Source organism: Duganella sp. 1224 (assembly GCF_013408245.1).
Lineage (GTDB): Bacteria > Pseudomonadota > Gammaproteobacteria > Burkholderiales > Burkholderiaceae_D > Rugamonas.
On record NZ_JACBYS010000003.1, the window covers coordinates 271,137 to 287,129 of the forward strand.

Annotated in this window: 18 protein-coding genes; 5 read left to right on the top strand and 13 right to left on the bottom strand. The window is 65.2% G+C overall.

What is annotated here, in order from left to right:
* Positions 1–6: 6 nt before the first annotated feature.
* Complete coding sequence (locus FHW58_RS17775) at positions 7–966, top strand: cupin-like domain-containing protein (protein WP_179674485.1); 960 nt, start codon at positions 7–9, stop codon at positions 964–966.
* On the opposite strand, the gene FHW58_RS17780 is transcribed toward FHW58_RS17775, so the two are convergent.
* A complete protein-coding gene (locus FHW58_RS17780; RefSeq protein WP_179674486.1) occupies positions 963–1,817 on the bottom strand; it encodes an NAD(P)-dependent oxidoreductase in 855 nt (284 codons plus the stop codon). The two genes, FHW58_RS17775 and FHW58_RS17780, sit on opposite strands and share 4 nt — an antisense overlap.
* A gap of 95 nt (positions 1,818–1,912) precedes the next feature.
* Here FHW58_RS17780 and FHW58_RS17785 point away from each other — a divergent pair, with 95 nt between their 5' ends.
* Positions 1,913–2,833, top strand: coding sequence for a LysR family transcriptional regulator (locus FHW58_RS17785; protein WP_218892800.1), 921 nt, complete (start codon positions 1,913–1,915; stop codon positions 2,831–2,833).
* 354 nt (positions 2,834–3,187) lie between these two features.
* Here FHW58_RS17785 and FHW58_RS17790 read toward each other — a convergent pair whose 3' ends face one another.
* The 8 genes from FHW58_RS17790 to rpsP form a co-directional block, all read right to left on the bottom strand.
* Complete coding sequence (locus FHW58_RS17790) at positions 3,188–5,935, bottom strand: pitrilysin family protein (protein WP_179674487.1); 2,748 nt, start codon at positions 5,933–5,935, stop codon at positions 3,188–3,190.
* Between the two features lie 81 nt (positions 5,936–6,016).
* Positions 6,017–6,346 (bottom strand): DUF3579 domain-containing protein, encoded by a 330-nt coding sequence (locus tag FHW58_RS17795; protein WP_179674488.1) that lies wholly within the window; start codon positions 6,344–6,346, stop codon positions 6,017–6,019.
* A gap of 165 nt (positions 6,347–6,511) precedes the next feature.
* Positions 6,512–7,477, bottom strand: a complete 966-nt coding sequence (locus FHW58_RS17800) for a CobD/CbiB family protein (RefSeq protein ID WP_179674489.1) — start codon at positions 7,475–7,477, stop codon at positions 6,512–6,514.
* A 53-nt stretch (positions 7,478–7,530) separates the two neighbouring features.
* Entirely contained in the window at positions 7,531–8,202 is a 672-nt protein-coding gene (locus tag FHW58_RS17805) for a CoA pyrophosphatase (RefSeq protein ID WP_179674490.1), read from the bottom strand.
* Between the two features lie 64 nt (positions 8,203–8,266).
* A complete protein-coding gene (gene rplS / locus FHW58_RS17810; RefSeq protein ID WP_179674491.1) occupies positions 8,267–8,650 on the bottom strand; it encodes a 50S ribosomal protein L19 in 384 nt (127 codons plus the stop codon).
* An 87-nt stretch (positions 8,651–8,737) separates the two neighbouring features.
* Entirely contained in the window at positions 8,738–9,484 is a 747-nt protein-coding gene (gene trmD / locus FHW58_RS17815; RefSeq protein ID WP_179674492.1) for a tRNA (guanosine(37)-N1)-methyltransferase TrmD, read from the bottom strand.
* Between the two features lie 25 nt (positions 9,485–9,509).
* A complete protein-coding gene (gene rimM / locus FHW58_RS17820) occupies positions 9,510–10,073 on the bottom strand; it encodes a ribosome maturation factor RimM (protein ID WP_218892801.1) in 564 nt (187 codons plus the stop codon).
* Between the two features lie 18 nt (positions 10,074–10,091).
* The gene (gene rpsP, locus FHW58_RS17825) at positions 10,092–10,340 is read right to left on the bottom strand and encodes a 30S ribosomal protein S16 (protein WP_176646534.1); all 249 of its coding nucleotides are present in this window, start codon (positions 10,338–10,340) and stop codon (positions 10,092–10,094) included.
* 219 nt (positions 10,341–10,559) lie between these two features.
* Between rpsP and FHW58_RS17830 the strand changes: the two genes are divergently transcribed.
* Positions 10,560–10,988, top strand: coding sequence for an NINE protein (locus tag FHW58_RS17830; RefSeq protein ID WP_179674493.1), 429 nt, complete (start codon positions 10,560–10,562; stop codon positions 10,986–10,988).
* On the opposite strand, the gene FHW58_RS17835 is transcribed toward FHW58_RS17830, so the two are convergent.
* Positions 10,985–11,206: a type II toxin-antitoxin system HicB family antitoxin gene (locus FHW58_RS17835; protein ID WP_179674494.1), complete on the bottom strand. Its 222-nt coding sequence runs from the start codon at positions 11,204–11,206 to the stop codon at positions 10,985–10,987. The two genes, FHW58_RS17830 and FHW58_RS17835, sit on opposite strands and share 4 nt — an antisense overlap.
* 154 nt (positions 11,207–11,360) lie before the next feature.
* On the opposite strand from FHW58_RS17835, the gene panE reads away from it, so the two are divergent.
* Complete coding sequence (gene panE / locus FHW58_RS17840) at positions 11,361–12,296, top strand: 2-dehydropantoate 2-reductase (RefSeq protein ID WP_179674495.1); 936 nt, start codon at positions 11,361–11,363, stop codon at positions 12,294–12,296.
* On the opposite strand, the gene FHW58_RS17845 is transcribed toward panE, so the two are convergent.
* The gene (locus FHW58_RS17845; protein ID WP_179674496.1) at positions 12,283–12,501 is read right to left on the bottom strand and encodes a hypothetical protein; all 219 of its coding nucleotides are present in this window, start codon (positions 12,499–12,501) and stop codon (positions 12,283–12,285) included. The two genes, panE and FHW58_RS17845, sit on opposite strands and share 14 nt — an antisense overlap.
* Before the next feature lie 104 nt (positions 12,502–12,605).
* On the opposite strand from FHW58_RS17845, the gene FHW58_RS17850 reads away from it, so the two are divergent.
* Positions 12,606–13,193: a glycine zipper 2TM domain-containing protein gene (locus FHW58_RS17850; protein WP_179674497.1), complete on the top strand. Its 588-nt coding sequence runs from the start codon at positions 12,606–12,608 to the stop codon at positions 13,191–13,193.
* Positions 13,194–13,390: 197 nt separating this feature from the next.
* Here the strand turns inward: FHW58_RS17850 and FHW58_RS17855 are convergent, their stop codons facing one another.
* The gene (locus tag FHW58_RS17855) at positions 13,391–14,143 is read right to left on the bottom strand and encodes a metallophosphoesterase (RefSeq protein ID WP_179674498.1); all 753 of its coding nucleotides are present in this window, start codon (positions 14,141–14,143) and stop codon (positions 13,391–13,393) included.
* Between the two features lie 5 nt (positions 14,144–14,148).
* A complete protein-coding gene (locus tag FHW58_RS17860; RefSeq protein WP_179674499.1) occupies positions 14,149–15,939 on the bottom strand; it encodes an acyl-CoA dehydrogenase C-terminal domain-containing protein in 1,791 nt (596 codons plus the stop codon).
* Positions 15,940–15,993: the final 54 nt, after the last annotated feature.

Below are 15,993 nucleotides of genomic sequence, written 5' to 3' on the forward strand. Positions count from 1 at the left end.
GTGCTCATGACCACCCCGACCGAATTCCACGATCTCGACCCGGCCCGCTTCTTCACCGAAGTGACGACCAGCTACCGCCCCGCCATCCTGCGCGGCTTTGTGCGCCATTGGCCGGCCGTGCGCGCCGCGCTGCAATCGCCGGAAGCGCTATGCCATTACCTGCTGCCACTCGACACCGGCGCCGAGGTGGACGCCGTCATGACCCCGCCCGCCGAACACGGACGCCTGTTCTACAAGCCGGCGTTGGAAGGCTTCAATTTCGTCCGCAACAAGGTGCCGGTGTCGCGCGTGATCGAGCAACTGGCGCGCTATTCGCAGTTTGCCGAACCGCCCGCCGTGGCGGTGCAAAGCGCCTTGATCGACGATTGCATGCCACGCCTCGCACGGGAGAACCCGGCGCCGGCGCTGCCGCCGTCGGTGCGCCCGCGCCTGTGGCTCGGCAACACCATCACCACGCCAGCGCATTTCGACGAGTCCTATAACCTCGCCTGCGTGGTCAGCGGCCAGCGCCGGTTCACCCTATTCCCGCCCGAGCAGGTGGACAACCTGTATATCGGCCCGCTGGACTTCGCCCCCACGCCCACGCCGATCAGCATGGTGAACTGCCGCGAACCGGACTTCGGTCAGCATCCCCGCTTTCGCGAAGCGATGAAGCACGCGCTGGTGGCCGATCTGCTGCCCGGTGACGCGCTGTACATCCCCACGCTGTGGTGGCACCACGTGCAGTCCAACGGCCCACTGAACATGATGATCAACTATTGGTGGAAGAACGAACAACCAGCGGAGGACGCCGGCACCACCTTCGACGCGCTGGTCGCCGCGCTCAAGGCCATGAAGCACCAGCCGCCGGAAGTGCGCGCCGCCTGGGGCGCCATCTTCCAGCACTACGTGTTCGACCCGGCGCAAGACCCGTCGGCGCACCTGCCGGAACACAAGCAGGGCGTGCTGCGCAAGGCCAGGCCTTAGCGCGTGCGGCGGATGGTCGCCGCCACCGACCAGTCGCGGTCCTGCAGGCCCTGCGCAATCGCCTCCTGCATATTGGCGCGCACCTGCTCCGCCACCGGCAGCACGGCGCCCTTCGCTTCCGCCGCCGACAAGGCCAGGTTCACATCCTTGAGTCCCAGCGGCAGTTTGAAGCCCGGCTCAAAGCTGTTGGTGGCGATGAAACCGCCGTAGCGTTGGTAGCTCGGCGCCGTGAACAGCGTATTGGTCAGCACATTCAGCAGATCCGCCGCCGACACGCCGTAGCTCTCGCTCAGGTGCGCCGCCTCGCCCATCGCCGTGAAGGCCTGCGCGATCATCATGTTGCCCGAGATTTTGACCACGTTGGCGCGCTTGGGATCATCGCCCAGCGGCCAGGTCTTGCGTCCCACCGCATCGAGCAGCGGCTGCACGCGCGCGATGGCCCGCGCATCGCCAGCCGCCAGCACGTTCAACTGCGCGGCCGCGGCCACCGCCGGCACGCCGAACACCGGCGCCGACACCAAGGCCACGCCAGCCTCGCGATGGCGCTCCGCCAGCTCGTCCACCAGCGCCAGCGAAATGGTGGCCATCATCACGTGCACGCAATCCTTGTTGGCGTTGGCCAGCGCACCGCTGTCGAGGATCACGCTGCGCACCGCGTCGTCGTTGGCCAGTATGGTCATCACCGCGTCCGCCTGGAAGGCCTCGGCCGGCGACGCCAGCACCGTCACGCCTTCGATGGCTTGCGCCGCCGCGCGGTTGCGGTTCCACACGCTGACCTCATGCCCCGCGCGCACCAGATGGGGCACCATCGCCGCGCCCATGGCGCCTATCCCGATAAAGCTGACTTTCATTGCATACCTCCGATAGTGTGTTAGCCGGCCAGTATGCGCCGCCGGTGCCGCGCGCGGTAGTGGACCGCCCCGTACAAATGTTATACGCTCAACGTATGAGCACCTCGTCCAACGCCGCCGACCGCATAGCGCTGATGCAGACTTTCGTCCGCATCGTCGAAGCGGGCAGCCTGTCGGCCGCCGCCACGCAGCTGGGCACCACGCAGCCAACCATCAGCCGCCGCCTGCAGGCGCTGGAGCGCATGCTGGGCCTGCGCCTACTGCAGCGCTCCACCCACGCCATGCAGTTGACCGAAGACGGTGAACGCTGCCTGGCGCACGCGCGCGAGCTGCTGTCGCACTGGAGCGCGCTGGCGTCCGACGTGCAGGATGCGCGCGAGGAGCCGGCCGGCCTGCTGCGCGTGGTCGTTCCCCATGCCTTCGGCCAGCAGCAGATGATAGGCGCATTGAGCGACTTTTTGCGGCGTCACCCGCGCGTCTCCATCGAATGGCTGCTGCACGACCGCGCGCCGGATTTCATCGGCGAGAACATCGACTGCGCCATCCGGGTCGGCGAGGTCAGCGACCCGTCGGTCATCGCCATCAAGCTGGCCGACGTGCCGCGCATCGCCGTGGCCGCGCCCTCGCTGCTGGCGGGCCAGCCGCTGCCCACGCATCCGGAACAACTGGCCGCCCTGCCCTGGCTGTCGTTGCGCACTTTTTACCGCAACGAGATCGTGCTGCATCACGCCAGCGGCGCAAGCCACAAACTGGCGCTGCAACCGCGCATGAGCAGCGACGGCCTGTTCGCCGTGCGCAACGCCGCCGTGCAGGGCATGGGCGTATGCGTGATTTCATCCTGGGCGCTGCGCGAGGAACTGGCGCAAGGCACGCTTGTTCACCTGGCGCCGGCGTGGCAGGCCACGCCGCTGCCGATGTACATCGTCTACCCCCACGCGCCGCACTACCCGGCGCGCCTGCGCCGCTTTATCGACGCCATGCGCGCGGCCATGCCGGCGATTCTGTCAGACCTCTGACAGTCCGAAGACCGTCCATCTCCAGCGCGTGACCAGCCTGGCCAGCGTCGGGCGTTGCGCGCGGACCGCGCCGCCATCGGCGAGCGAGACACGGAACCACCAGCCTCCGGCGCCGCCCGCGCGGCCAAGCCTTCGCGCCCTCTTGGCCGAGTAAGCCATGTGAATGCCGCGCGTAGCGGTGACGGCGCGGGCCTACGTCGATCACCAGTACGCGCCGGCGGGCGCGCGCCAGTTGCGTTGCGGCCGACAAGCCGGCGTTGCTGCCGCCGACGACGATCACGTCAAATGCATCAATCCCCATGGTGCGCTTCGTGACGGCCCGCTCCGCACGGTTGCTCCATGCCGTTTCGATGGTTATTTTGTCGGCGCTGCCTTGCTCTCGTCGCCGGCCGTGGCGATCGACAGCTTGGCGGGATCGACCGCCTTGCGGAAGGCGGCGTTGACCTGCGCCAGTGTGGCCGCGCTCAGCCTGGCCTCGAACTCCTTGCTCCAGCTGAAGGTGCGACCGAGGTACAGGTTGCGTGTCCAGCCACCGGCCAGGGCGGTGTCCTTGGCGCGCGTCTGCTGGCGCTCCTGCAGCAGCCCGGATTTGGCGTTGGCCAGCTCCGCTTCGGTAAAGCCGTCCTTCAGCACACGATCCAGCTCCTCGCGCACAGCCGCTTCCAGCTTCTTCAGGTTCTGCGGCGCGGCGATGGCGGCGATGGAGAAGCTGCCGGCGCGGTCCTGCGTGCCCGGACTCAGATCGCTGCCGCCGCCATACGACAGGCCGTCCTTCTGGCGGATGCGGTCCATCAGGCGCGATTTCAGCGCGCCGCCGCCGAAGATGTAGTTGGCCAGTTCCAGCGCCGGATAATCCGCATCGTTGACGTTCAGGTCGACATTGAGACGCGCGGTGTAAAAGCCGTTTTCCTTGTCCGGCGTGTTGAGCATGACGCGCAACGGCGCCTTGTCCACGTTGGTGTTCAGCACCGGCGCGTAGGCCACCTTGCTGTCCCAGCCAGTGAAGCTGTCGGCGATGGTCTTGCTGATGGCGGCCTTGTCGAAATCGCCGACGACGGCCAGTTCACCGTGGCTGGCGCCGTAGTAATCGCGATGGAAGGCGATTACGTCCTCCAGCTTGAGGGCCTTCAGCGCGGCCAGCTGCTCGTCGAGGCTCATCGTATTGCGCACGTCACCTTGCGGATAATGGTTGAAGTGCTGGGCGATGGCCTGGCCGGCCAGCACCTGCGGCTCGTTGCGCGACGCTTCAAGGCCGACGATCCACTGCTGGCGCAACTGTTCGAATTCCGCCGGCGGGAAGCTGGCGTCCTTCAGCACGTGCGCCATCAGGCGCAGCGCCTCGTCCAGATTGGGGCCGGTGGTCTCGAACTGCTGCGGGCTGCCAGTGATTTTCAGCCTGGAGAAGGCATCGGCCAGCTGTTCGCGGCTGTACTTGCTGGTGCCGCGCATCAGCATCTCGCTGGTGAACGCCGACAGCACCGAGGTGTTGACCAGATTTTTCTCGTCGCCCCAGTGCAGTTGCAGCTTGACGGCCACCGTCTCGCCGCGGTTCTTCTTCGGCAGCAGCGCCACTTTCAGGCCGCCGATGGTCTTGATCTCGGTGCGGGCGTTGATGTTGTCGTTACTCGGATCGAACACTTCCGAGGTCAGCACGCTGTCCTTGGCCTTGAAGCCTTTCATCGCCTCTTCTACGCTCGGCGCGGCGGGGATCTCGGCGCGCAGCGGGTGGTCCTCGGGGATGAATTCGCCCACCACGCGGTTGTCGCGCCGCAGGTAGCGCGCGGCCACGTCGGCCACCTGCTGCGAGGTGATGGTCGGCAGCTTGTCGCGGCCCTGGAACAGCAGGCGCCAGTCACCCAGCGAAATCTCTTCCGACAGCGTCACGCCCACGCGCTGCGGATCGTTGAGCGACTTCTCGATGCTGTTGGCGAAGTTGCGGCGGGTGCGTTCCATTTCCTCCGCGGTCGGCGGCGTCTTGGCGAAGCTCTCCACCGCCTCGATCAGCGCATCGCGCACCGGCTCCAGCGGCTGGCCGGCCTTGACCACGGCGCCGATGATCTGCAGGCCGGGCGCGTAGCCGGTCTCGCCAAAGCTGAACACCTGCGCCGCCTTGCCGCTGTCCACCAGTTGCTTGTGCAGGCGGCCAGTGGGCGTGTCGCCAAGGATCTCGGACATGAAGCTCAGCGCATCGCTATCCTGCTGCAGCGCGCTCGGAATCTTGTAGCCCAGCGCGACGATCTGCACGTCGCCCTTGCGGCGCACGACGAAGCTGCGTTCGCCGTCCTGGGTTGGCTCCACGGTCCAGAAAGGCGGCAAGGCACGCTTCGGTTTGGGGATGGCGCCGAACGATTTGGTAATCCATTGCAGCGTTTGCGCCGGATCGAATTTGCCGGCCACCAGCAGCACGGCGTTATCCGGCTGGTAGTAGGTGTGGTAGAAGGCTTGCAGGTTCTCGATCCGGACATTCTCGATGTCGCTGCGGTTGCCGATGGTGGACCGGCCGTAGGCGTGCCAGTCGTAGGCCACGCTCTGCATGCGCTTCAGCAGCACGGCGAACGGGCTGTTCTCGCCGCTCTCGTATTCGTTGCGGACCACGGTCATTTCCGAGTCCAGGTCCTTGCGCGCGATGAAGGAGTGGACCATGCGGTCGGCCTCCATGTCCAGCGCCCACTTCAGGTTGTCCGGGCTGGCCTGGAACACCTCGTAGTAATTGGTGCGGTCGTTGGCGGTGGTGCCGTTGAACTCCATGCCGCGCGCGGAGAATTCCTGCGGAATGTTGCGGTTCTTCGGCGAGCCCTTGAACATCATGTGCTCCAGCAGGTGCGCCATGCCGGTTTCGCCATAGTTCTCGTGGCGCGAGCCGACCAGGTAGGTGACGTTGACGGTGACGGTGGGCTTGGAAGCGTCCGGGAACAGCAGCACCTTCAGGCCATTCGGCAGGCGGTACTCGGTAATGCCCTCGACCGACGGCCCCTTGACCACGCCGGCCGGCAGCGCGGCGCTGGCGGGAGCGGCGGCCCAGGCGCTGCCGGTGGCGACGAAAGACAATCCGCACAGCAGCAAGCTGGCGGCGGCGGCGTGTTTCAGACGGCGGTTGTTCATGTTCTCTCTGGAAAAGACGCGGGAACATGCAGCATACGCCCGCGCCGTCAGCGTGGGTAGTGTCTTAAGGAAAAATTAATACTATTTTTTCTCGGGCAGCAGGCAGGCGTCGACCACTTGCAGGTCGTTGTCCTTGGCGAACGACAGCACGAAGTGATAGGCCAGCGGTTCCAGCGCGCGCAGTTTGCCGTTGACCACCACGGACTTGACGCCGTTGACCACGGTCGGGGTGACGTACGGGGAATACTGCAGGTGGGAGTCGCGACCGCCGCCAGTGCCTTCCGGCTTGAAACAGGCCATCACGCCGCACAGGCGCTCCGCCCAGTCGCTGGGACGGAACTGGCGGCCATTGCTGGTCTGGCCAACGATGAAGAACGAATCTTGCTGTTCTGCCGGTTTTTGAACTGACATAGGCGCGGCTGCTTCTGCGGTGAGAGGACGGGACTTACGTATTATATCTTATAGAAGACTCAAATAAGTAAGCCTTTGATGAGTAAGGCTTTTTTCCTGCCGTTTCCTACTTTGGTGCAGGAATGGTGAATTCCCGCACCACAACAATACCGCTATTGTACCTCGTTAAGGCGATGCTCCGAGCCACCAGGCACTCGACAGCAGCAATAACAACATCATCCACAACAACAGCGCGCGCCACACCAGGCCGACCGTGCTCTGCAGCGAACGGATGCTGGGCTCGTCGCCCGGCATCACGTCCGGCTCGGTTTCGATGTCGACCGTGGTGGCGTCCACCACCTGGGCGCGGACGGCGTTTTCCGCCGGCGTGCCGAGGCGCACGCCCATGGCGCCGCCGCCGGCCGCCAGGATGATGCCGATCGCCTCGTTCGACCAGCGGTGGGCGAAATTGCGCCAGGCGTAGATCGCGTCCTCGAAGTTGCCGACCACGGCGAAGGCCACGGCGGTCAGCCGCACCGGTATCCAGTCGATCCAGTAGAAGGCGCGGGTAGCGAACTGGCCGAAGGCTTCGTTGCGCATGTGCTCGGGCTCGTTCCAGGCGCGCGCCAGGTGCTCGGCCACGCGGTACATTACCGCCCCCGCCGGCCCCAGCGGCATCAGGAACCAGAAGAACACGCCGAACACGTTGCGGTGCGTGGTAACCAGCGATTTCTCGACGGCGACGCGGGCGATTTCGGACACGTCCATGCCCACGGTGTCCTGCTTGGTCCACTCGGCCAGCAGCGCGCGCGCGGCCGCCTCGTCGCCGGCGTTCAGCGCCAGCTGGATCGAGGTGAAATAGTGGCTGTAGTGGCGGAAGCCCAGCGTCAGGTAGACGATCAGCACGTTCCAGGCGAACGCGGCCAGGAACCAGTCATAGTGCCGCAGCACCCAGTAAATGGCGGCGGTCGGGATCATCAGAATGGCCATCATCAGGAACCAGCCCATGCGGCCGTGGGTCGAGTGGCCGGCGTTGAACCAGGTCTCCATCCGCAACGCCAGACTCTTGATCTCGGCGTAAATCGGATTGTCTGCGCGCAGCGGTTTCATCTGCTCGATCAGCAGCGCGCATAGAATGGAAAGAAATGTCATTAAACGTCCTTTGCGTTGGCATAGCCTTAATGCCCGATACGATAGCGTAGTTCTTAGTCGGCGCGCAAGAAATGGAACAGATTGCGGATCATGCCCGCGGTCGCGCCCCAGATGTAATACCCCTCGTACGGCATCGCATAAAAACTGCGGCGTCCGCCCGCCAGCGCGAACGACTGGCGCCGGTGGTTGGCGCCGTCCATCAGGTAAGCCAGCGGCACCTCGAAGATGGCCGCCACCTCGGACGGATCGGCCGTCACCTCGAACGGCGGCTGGATCAGGCCGACCACCGGCGTCACGCAATAAGCGGTGCCGGTCAGATACCTGGGCAAGCTGCCAAGAATCTCGACGTGGCGGCGCGCCAGGCCAATCTCTTCTTCCGACTCGCGCAGCGCGGTATCGACGGCGTCGCGGTCGTAGACCTCGGCGCGGCCGCCGGGGAAGCTGATCTGGCCGGGGTGGTCGGTGAGGTCGGCGGTGCGCTGGGTCAGCAGCACGGTCAGGCCATGCGCGCGCTGCACCAGCGGGATCAGCACCGAGGCCGGCGTCGGCGGGCGGCCGGCGCGCGACGGCATGACGGCGTCGCCGCCTTCCGGCGTCCAGGCAGCGGGCGGCGTGGCAAAGCGGCGGCGCAGCCAGGCGGGCGCGAGGCGCTCCGGCGCCAGGGCGGGCTCGCCGGCCACACCGTCGATGGGCAATTGCTGGGGATCGAATGGGGGCTGGGCCAAGATAAGCTCCTTAGAAAAAAAAGGGACGCCCACGGGCGCCCCTTTCCTCCAAACACAACCGATATTACTCGGCTGCTTTCGCCGCTGGGCGACGGTTTGGCAGTTTTTCCTTGATACGTGCCGATTTACCGGAACGATCACGCAGGTAGTACAGCTTAGCGCGACGTACGTCACCGCGGCGTTTCACTTCGATCGAAGCGATCAGCGGCGAGTACAGCTGGAAGGTACGCTCAACGCCTTCGCCGGACGAGATCTTGCGAACGATGAAGTTCGAGTTCAGGCCACGGTTGCGACGGGAGATGACCACGCCTTCGTAAGCCTGGGCGCGCTTGCGGGTGCCTTCGACTACGTTAACGTTGACGATCACGGTATCGCCAGGCGCAAATTCAGGGATGTTTTTGCCCAGGCGAGCGATTTCTTCTTGCTCGAGTTGTTGAATCAGGTTCATTTGTAATGACTCCAAAAACCATCGTGCTGGCGCGCTGCGAGTGCTGCCACTCTTGCCCAGTAGAGGATGGGGTTATAACAGACAGGCTCAGAGGCCTGCCAAAAATTGCTCGTCGCGCTTGGTGAGCAGTCCCGCCTCACGCGCTTTGATGAGCAAATCCGGTCGCTTGCGCGCGGTCGCCTCCAGCATGCGCTGGCGGCGCCATTTTTCTATCTCGGCGTGGTTGCCGCCCATCAGCACCGGCGGCACGCCCACACCTTCATACGTTTCCGGCCGCGTGTAGTGCGGCGAATCCAGCAGGCCGTTGACGAAGCTATCCTCGATGGCCGAGGCGTCAGTGTTCAGCACGCCGGGAATCTGGCGGATCACCGCGTCCATCAAGGCCATCGCCGGCAGCTCGCCGCCGGACAGCACGAAATCGCCAAGGCTGATTTCCTCGTCGACCACGCGGTCGAGCAAGCGCTGGTCCACCGCCTCGTACCTGCCGCACAGGATCACCAGGCCCGGCTCCTGCTTCAGCTGCATCACGCGCTGGTGCGTCAACTGCTTGCCCTGGGGCGACATGAACAGCACCCGCGGCGCCGGCAGACCGGCGTCGGTCTGGCGCTGCCTGGCTGCGTTGATGGTCAGCTCCAGCGGCTTGGCCAGCATCACCATGCCGGGGCCGCCGCCATATGGGCGGTCATCCACGGTGCGGTGATTGTCGGTGGTGAAATCCCGCGGATTCCACAGCGACAGGCCACATTTATTCTGTTCAAACGCGCGCCGGGTCACGCCCGACTGCGTTATCGCGGCAAACATTTCCGGGAACAGGGTTACGACATCAAATTGCATGGCGAACCGCCCTCAATGTATTGCGCTAGTAATCAAGGCCCCAGTCGACGATGATCTTCTTCGCGGCCTTGTCCACCTTGTTGATGTACGCGTCCACAAACGGGATCAGGCGCTCCTGCGCCTCCACTTCTTCTGGCTTGGCATCCGGGGCCGCCGCTGGCGTGACGCGCAAGATCGACTGCGGACCATTGCTCATCATGTCAGTCACCGTGCCGAGGTGCTCACCTTGCAGATTCTCTACTTCCAAACCGATCAGATCGGCCCAGTAAAACTCATCGTCGGACAAGACCGGGAAGCGGCTTTGCGGAATGAAGACGGCGGCGCCTTTCAGCGACTCGGCCACGTTCCGGTCAGTCACACCCACCAGGCGCGCCACGACGTCGCCGCCATGCAGTTTGACCTGCTGGACGTCCACATCGCGCATCGCCGGCTTATCCAACCACCAGGTTTTGACCTTGAGGAGTGCATCCGCATCTTCCGAGAAAGGACGAATCCTGACCCAGCCTGCAACGCCGTAAGCACCGAAGACAAAGCCTACCTGTGCCAGATCGTCGGGGACTTGCACCCCGGATGCATTCTTATCGGTCAAACCGGTAACCAGACTTGCTTAGGCTGCTTTTTTGTTCTGAGCAACCAGGCGAGCCACGGTAGGCGACAGTTGTGCGCCAACCGACTGCCAGTGGGCCAGACGGTCTTCGGTGATGCGCAGACCTACTTCGCCACCTGCGGCCATTGGGTTGTAGAAACCAATGCGCTCGATGAAACGGCCATCGCGACGGTTACGCGAATCGGTTGCAACGATGTTGAAGAAAGGGCGCTTCTTGGCACCACCACGAGCTAAACGAATAACGACCATAATATTTCCAAAAATTGTGCTAGGACGGAAAAAGCCGCAAATTATAGCGCGCTTTGCCGCGAAGCAGCAAGCGTTAATGAAATAATTGGGCATGTTGGGGTAATCAAAGATTATCCCTTGTTCCGGCGATCGGGGCAATAGGTGCGCCCGCAAAAAAGGCGTGCCGGGGGCGGTATTATGCCTGATACTGCTGTTTTTCCGGCTATCTGATCGACAATCATGACTGTTTTGCACCAGACGCGTCACAAAAACAAGACACTCGCCGCCCTGCTCGCCTTCCTGCTGGGCGGCCTGGGCGCCCAGCGCCTGTACCTGCGCGGCTGGCGCGACCCGTGGCTGTGGACGCACCTGGCCTGCCTGCCGGCGGCGTGGCTGGTGGCGGCGGCGGCGCCGCACGCCGATGGCTTCTACAAGGTGCTGCCGGTGATTGTGTCCGGCCTGGCCGGCTTCCTGGAGGCGCTGGTGCTGGGCCTGATGCCGGACGAGCAATGGGACGCGCGCTACAACGCCGGCTCCGGCCGCCAGTCGGACACCCGCTGGCCGGTGGCCGTGGTGCTGGTGTTCAGCATGATGATCGGCGCCGGCAGCCTGATCGCCACCATCTCGCGCCTGTTCGATCTGCTCTACACCGGCGGCGCCTACGGCTAAGCGGCGACATCAAGATAAGCGACCACGCTGGCCGGTGGCGGCACTGGCAATCCATCCTCGCGCATACCGCCAAGATGAAACACGATGGCTTTCCGCAGGCCGGCCTCAACATCCTGCACCGTTGCGCCAGTGGCGACACATCCCGGCAGATCCGGCACATAGCCCACGTAGTTGCTTTCAGCTTTTTCGATAACGATAGCGTAGCGTAGGGTATTCATTTCAATCCTGCCTGCTTTTACAGGGTGCTTGAATTGGCGGTGACTGCCGCGAATAACCACTATATACCACTGGTCTTTTTTCAGCAGCCCGGCGGCGGCGGGCTTGGGCGCGCGGTGCTAGACTGTCCGGCGATGTCACTTGCGGAGCTTAATCATGAAATTCCTGGTGGTCGGCGCGGGAGCGCTGGGCGGTTATTTTGGCGGGCGCCTGTTGGCGGCGGGACAGGACGTGACCTTCCTGGTGCGCGCGCGGCGCGCCGCGCAGTTAAACGAGCGCGGCCTGCGCATCAGCAGCCCCAAGGGCGATCTGGTGCTGCCAGCGCCGCCGCACCTGCTGTCGGAGCAGATTGCGCAGCATTATGATGTGATCATCGTCGGCTGCAAGGCGTACGACCTGGACGCCACCATGGCATCGTTCGCCGCCGCTGTCGGGCCGGACACCGCCATCCTGCCGGTGTTGAACGGCATGGGCCATCTGGAGCGGCTGGCCGCGCGCTTCGGCCAGCAGCGCGTGCTCGGCGGCCTGTGCCTGATTTCCGCCACACTGGACGAACAGGGCGACGTCCAGCATCTGAACGACGCGCATGCGCTCGTGTTCGGCGAACTGGACGCCGCCACCTCGCCACGCGCGGCGGCAATCGCCGAGGCCATGGCCGGCGCCAATTTCGATGCGCGGCTCAGCGCCGGGATCCGCCAGGAGATGTGGGAAAAATGGATCTTCATCACCTCGCTGGCCGGCGCCACCTGCCTGCTGCGCGGCAGCGTCGGCGACATCGTCGCCGCCGGCCAGGCCCGCGTGCCGCTGGCCCTGCTCGACGAATGCGGCGCCATCGCCGCCAGCCATGGCTTCCCGCCGCGCCAGCCAGCCACCGAGCGCGCCCACACCATGCTGACGGCCGCCGGCTCGCCGATCACGGCCTCGATGCTGAAAGACCTGCAGCGCGGCAGCGCCATCGAAGCCGATCACATCGTCGGCGACATGCTGGCGCGCGCCCGGCAGCTGGCCGCGCCCACGCTGCAGCTGGCCTACGCCCACCTGAAAACCTACGAGGCGCAGCGCGCGCGCCAGGCGGCGCTCAATGCAGGTTGAGTGAGACGAAGGGAATCGCGGCAACCGCCGCGCGCCCGGACGAGCGCACGCCGGCCGCGATGGCCCACGCCAGCACCCATTGGCCGGCCCGGATTTCGTCTGCCATGGTGCCGGCCTGCAGCAGCCGCTGCGCGGCCCGCCGCATACGGTCGATGGCGTAGGCCTGACGATCGGCGCGCGCTGGATGGGGAGTGATTGGCTTCATGCTGACCTCTTAGAGAATGCAGCTTATACGCAAGCCACAACCGTTTGGATTCACCCGGTACGCTGCGGTACACTGGCGACATTCAAGGTTAGAAGGAGAACAACATGAAAAACCACACCCTGCTGGCCGCCCTGCTGCTGGCCGGTCTGGCCGGCACCGTCCAGGCCCAGACCTCCAAGGAACAGTTCGACGCCGACACCAGGCGCATCGCCAGCCGCTACGCCGAAGACAAGAAGCTGTGCGGCGACGAGCGCGATTCCGGCGCGCGCATGCAGTGCCTGCGCGATTCCAAGACCGAATACGACAAGGCCATGGCCCAGGCCCGCGCCCAATACAAAGGTCCGGGCAAACCGGGCGCCTGCCATGACTGCGGCCGGGTCACTTCCGTCGTGCTCGGCGAAAAAGCCGGCGAAAGCAGCGCGGTGGGCCTGATCGCCGGCGGCGTGGCGGGCGCCCTGCTCGGCAACCAGGTCGGCAGCGGCCACGGCCGTCAACTGGCCACCGTCGCCGGCGCGGCCGGCGGCGCCTATGCCGGCAAGAAGATCGAGGAAAACGCCAAGTCCAAAAAAATCTGGACCGTCAACGTGAAGTACGACGACGGCCGCCAGGCCGCTTTCACCTTCGACCACGATCCGCAAATGCTGAGCGGCGACCGCGTCGAGCACGTCAACGGCACCATCGTCCGCCGTTAATCAGCGGCCAAGGTCCTGAGGCGTTCGAGATAGCCGGCCACCGTCTCGGTGCTGATGTCACGGACTCGCCGGCGATATGGAAGCGTCGCGCAAAATGATGCTGGAACACGGGCACCTCGTTTGCACGTCGTACAAGGGCAAGCGTCCCACCGTGGGCGGTGGCCGGTTTAACTTGGATCAAACGAACGGGTAGAAGTTCAGTGTTGCAGGGCGTAGCCGGTGGCGATGGCGTGGGCCCAGTCGGGGCGGCCATTGCGGGCGGCCAGCGCGGCCATCGGGCGCCAGTCGTAGGGCACGGCGATCAGGGCGGCAGACCAGCCGGCCGCGCCGCGCTCAGCGATGGCGTAGCGCGCGTCCGGCGCGCCGGTTTGCATGGTGTGGTAGTGCAGATGGTCGTCATCGTACGCTTGCAGGCCAACGCTGCCGGGGTTGACGATCAGGCTGCCGGCGGACGCACGCATGGCGCGGGGCACGTGGCTGTGGCCGCAGGCGATCAGCGCGAGCGCTGCGCCGACGTCGTCGGCGCCGGCGAGGCGTGCGTCGATCTCGGCGGCGGTGGCCATGCGGGCGCCGCCCTGCTCCACCGTTTCGAGGAAGTATTCGTGGTCGCTGCGCGGCGTGCCGTGGCATAGCAGCACGTCGGCGGCCAGCCGGTGTTGCTGCGGCAGCGTCGCCAGCCAGGCCAGCTCGGCCTCGCCCAGTTGCGCGTGGGCGTAGGTGTCGGACGCGGTGCGTTGATGCGGATGCAGGATCTGGCGTTCGTGGTTGCCCGCCAGTTGCACCCAGTCGCGCGCCATCAAGTAACGCGCCGTTGCCAGCGGCAGCAGCGGCCCGGACAGGCTATCGCCCAGGTTGACCACCACGTCCACGCCACGGCGCGCGAGATCGCTCACCACCGCCTCCAGCGCCGGCAGGTTGCCGTGGATGTCGGAGACGATGGCGATGCGCATGCTGCTTAGAACTGCTCGATGTCGAGCGCCAGCACGCCTGCGCTGCCGTCGGTGATGGACGCGCGGATGCCGGCGGCTTGCGACAGGAAGTGATCGGCAAAGAAACGCGCCGTCGCAATCTTGGCCTGGTAGAAGCTGGCGTCGCCGTCGCCGGCGCTCAGCTTGCGCTGCGAGATCAGCGCCGCGCGCGCCATCTGCCAGCCGCCCAGCACGATGCCGGCCAGCTTCAGATACGGCACGCTGCCGGCGAACACGCCCTTGATGTCGGCCTTGATGTTGCCGACCACGTAGTCCACCACCGCTTCCAGCTCGGCCGCGCCCTGCGCCAGGTGCTTGCGGATGGCGGCAAACTCGGCGCCGTCCAGCGCGGCCAGTTCGACCTCGGTCGCGCGCACTTGTGCGATCAGGTCCTTGGCCACCTTGCCGCCGTCGCGCACGGTCTTGCGGCCGATCAGGTCGTTGGCCTGGATGGCGGTGGTGCCTTCGTAGATGGTCAGGATCTTGGCGTCGCGGTAGTGCTGCGCCGCGCCGGTTTCCTCGATGAAGCCCATGCCGCCGTGGATCTGCACGCCGTCGCGCGCCACGTCCTGCGACAGCTCGGTCGACCAGCCCTTGATGATCGGCACCAGGTACTCGTACACCGCCTGGTTGCGCGCGCGCTCGTCGGCGTCGGCGCTGTGGTGCGCCTGGTCGTACAGCGCGGCGCCGACATAGGCCAGCGCGCGCGCCGCCTCGGTCTGTGCGCGCATATTCATCAGCAGGCGGCGCACGTCCGGATGGTGGATGATGGCCACGCCAGCCGGCGAGCCGTTCAGGTCGCGCGACTGCACGCGTTCCTTGGCGTACGCCAGCGCGTGCTGGTACGCGTGCTCCGACAGGCCGATGCCCTGCAGGCCGACGCCAAAGCGCGCCGCGTTCATCATGATGAACATGTATTCCAGGCCGCGATTCTCCTCGCCCACCAGCGTGCCGATGGCGCCGCCGTTGTCGCCGAACTGCAGCACGGCGGTCGGGCTGGCCTTGATGCCCAGCTTGTGTTCGATCGACACGCAGTGCGCATCATTGCGCGCGCCCAGCGAGCCGTCGGCGTTGACCAGGAACTTTGGCACGATGAACAGCGAGATGCCCTTCACGCCCGGCGGCGCGTCCGGCGTGCGCGCCAGCACCAGGTGGACGATGTTCTCGGTCATGTCGTGATCGCCATAGGTGATGAAGATCTTGGTGCCGAAAATCTTGTAGGTGCCGTCGCCCTGCGGCTCGGCGCGGGTGCGCACGGCGGCCAGGTCGGAGCCGGCTTGCGGCTCGGTCAGGTTCATGGTGCCGGTCCACTTGCCGGTGACCAGGTTTTCCAGGTAGGTGGCTTTCAGCTGGTCATCGCCAGCGGTCAGCAGCGCTTCAATGGCGCCGTCCGACAGCAGCGGGCACAGGGCGAACGAGATGTTGGCGCCGTGCAGCATCTCCACGCACGGCGTGCCCACCAGTTTCGGCAGGCCCTGGCCGCCGAAGTCAGTCGGATGCTGCAGGCCCTGCCAGCCAGCCTCGGCGAATTGCTTGAAGGCTTCCTTGAAACCCTTGGACGTGACCACGCCGTCCTTGGTCCAGTAGCTCGGTTCCTTGTCGGCCGCGTGGTTCAGCGGGGCGATTTCAGCGGCGACAAATTTCGCGCTTTCCTCCAGCACGGCTTCGGCGGTTTCCGGCGTGGCGTCTTCGCAGCCCGGCAGTTCGCTGATGGCTTGCAGGTTGGCCAGTTCGTTCATCACGAACAGCATGTCTTTTACAGGTGGTTGGTATGGCATCTCGTCTCTCCAAGAAAAAGGCCACGGCAATCCGGCGTTCCGGATCAGCGTGGC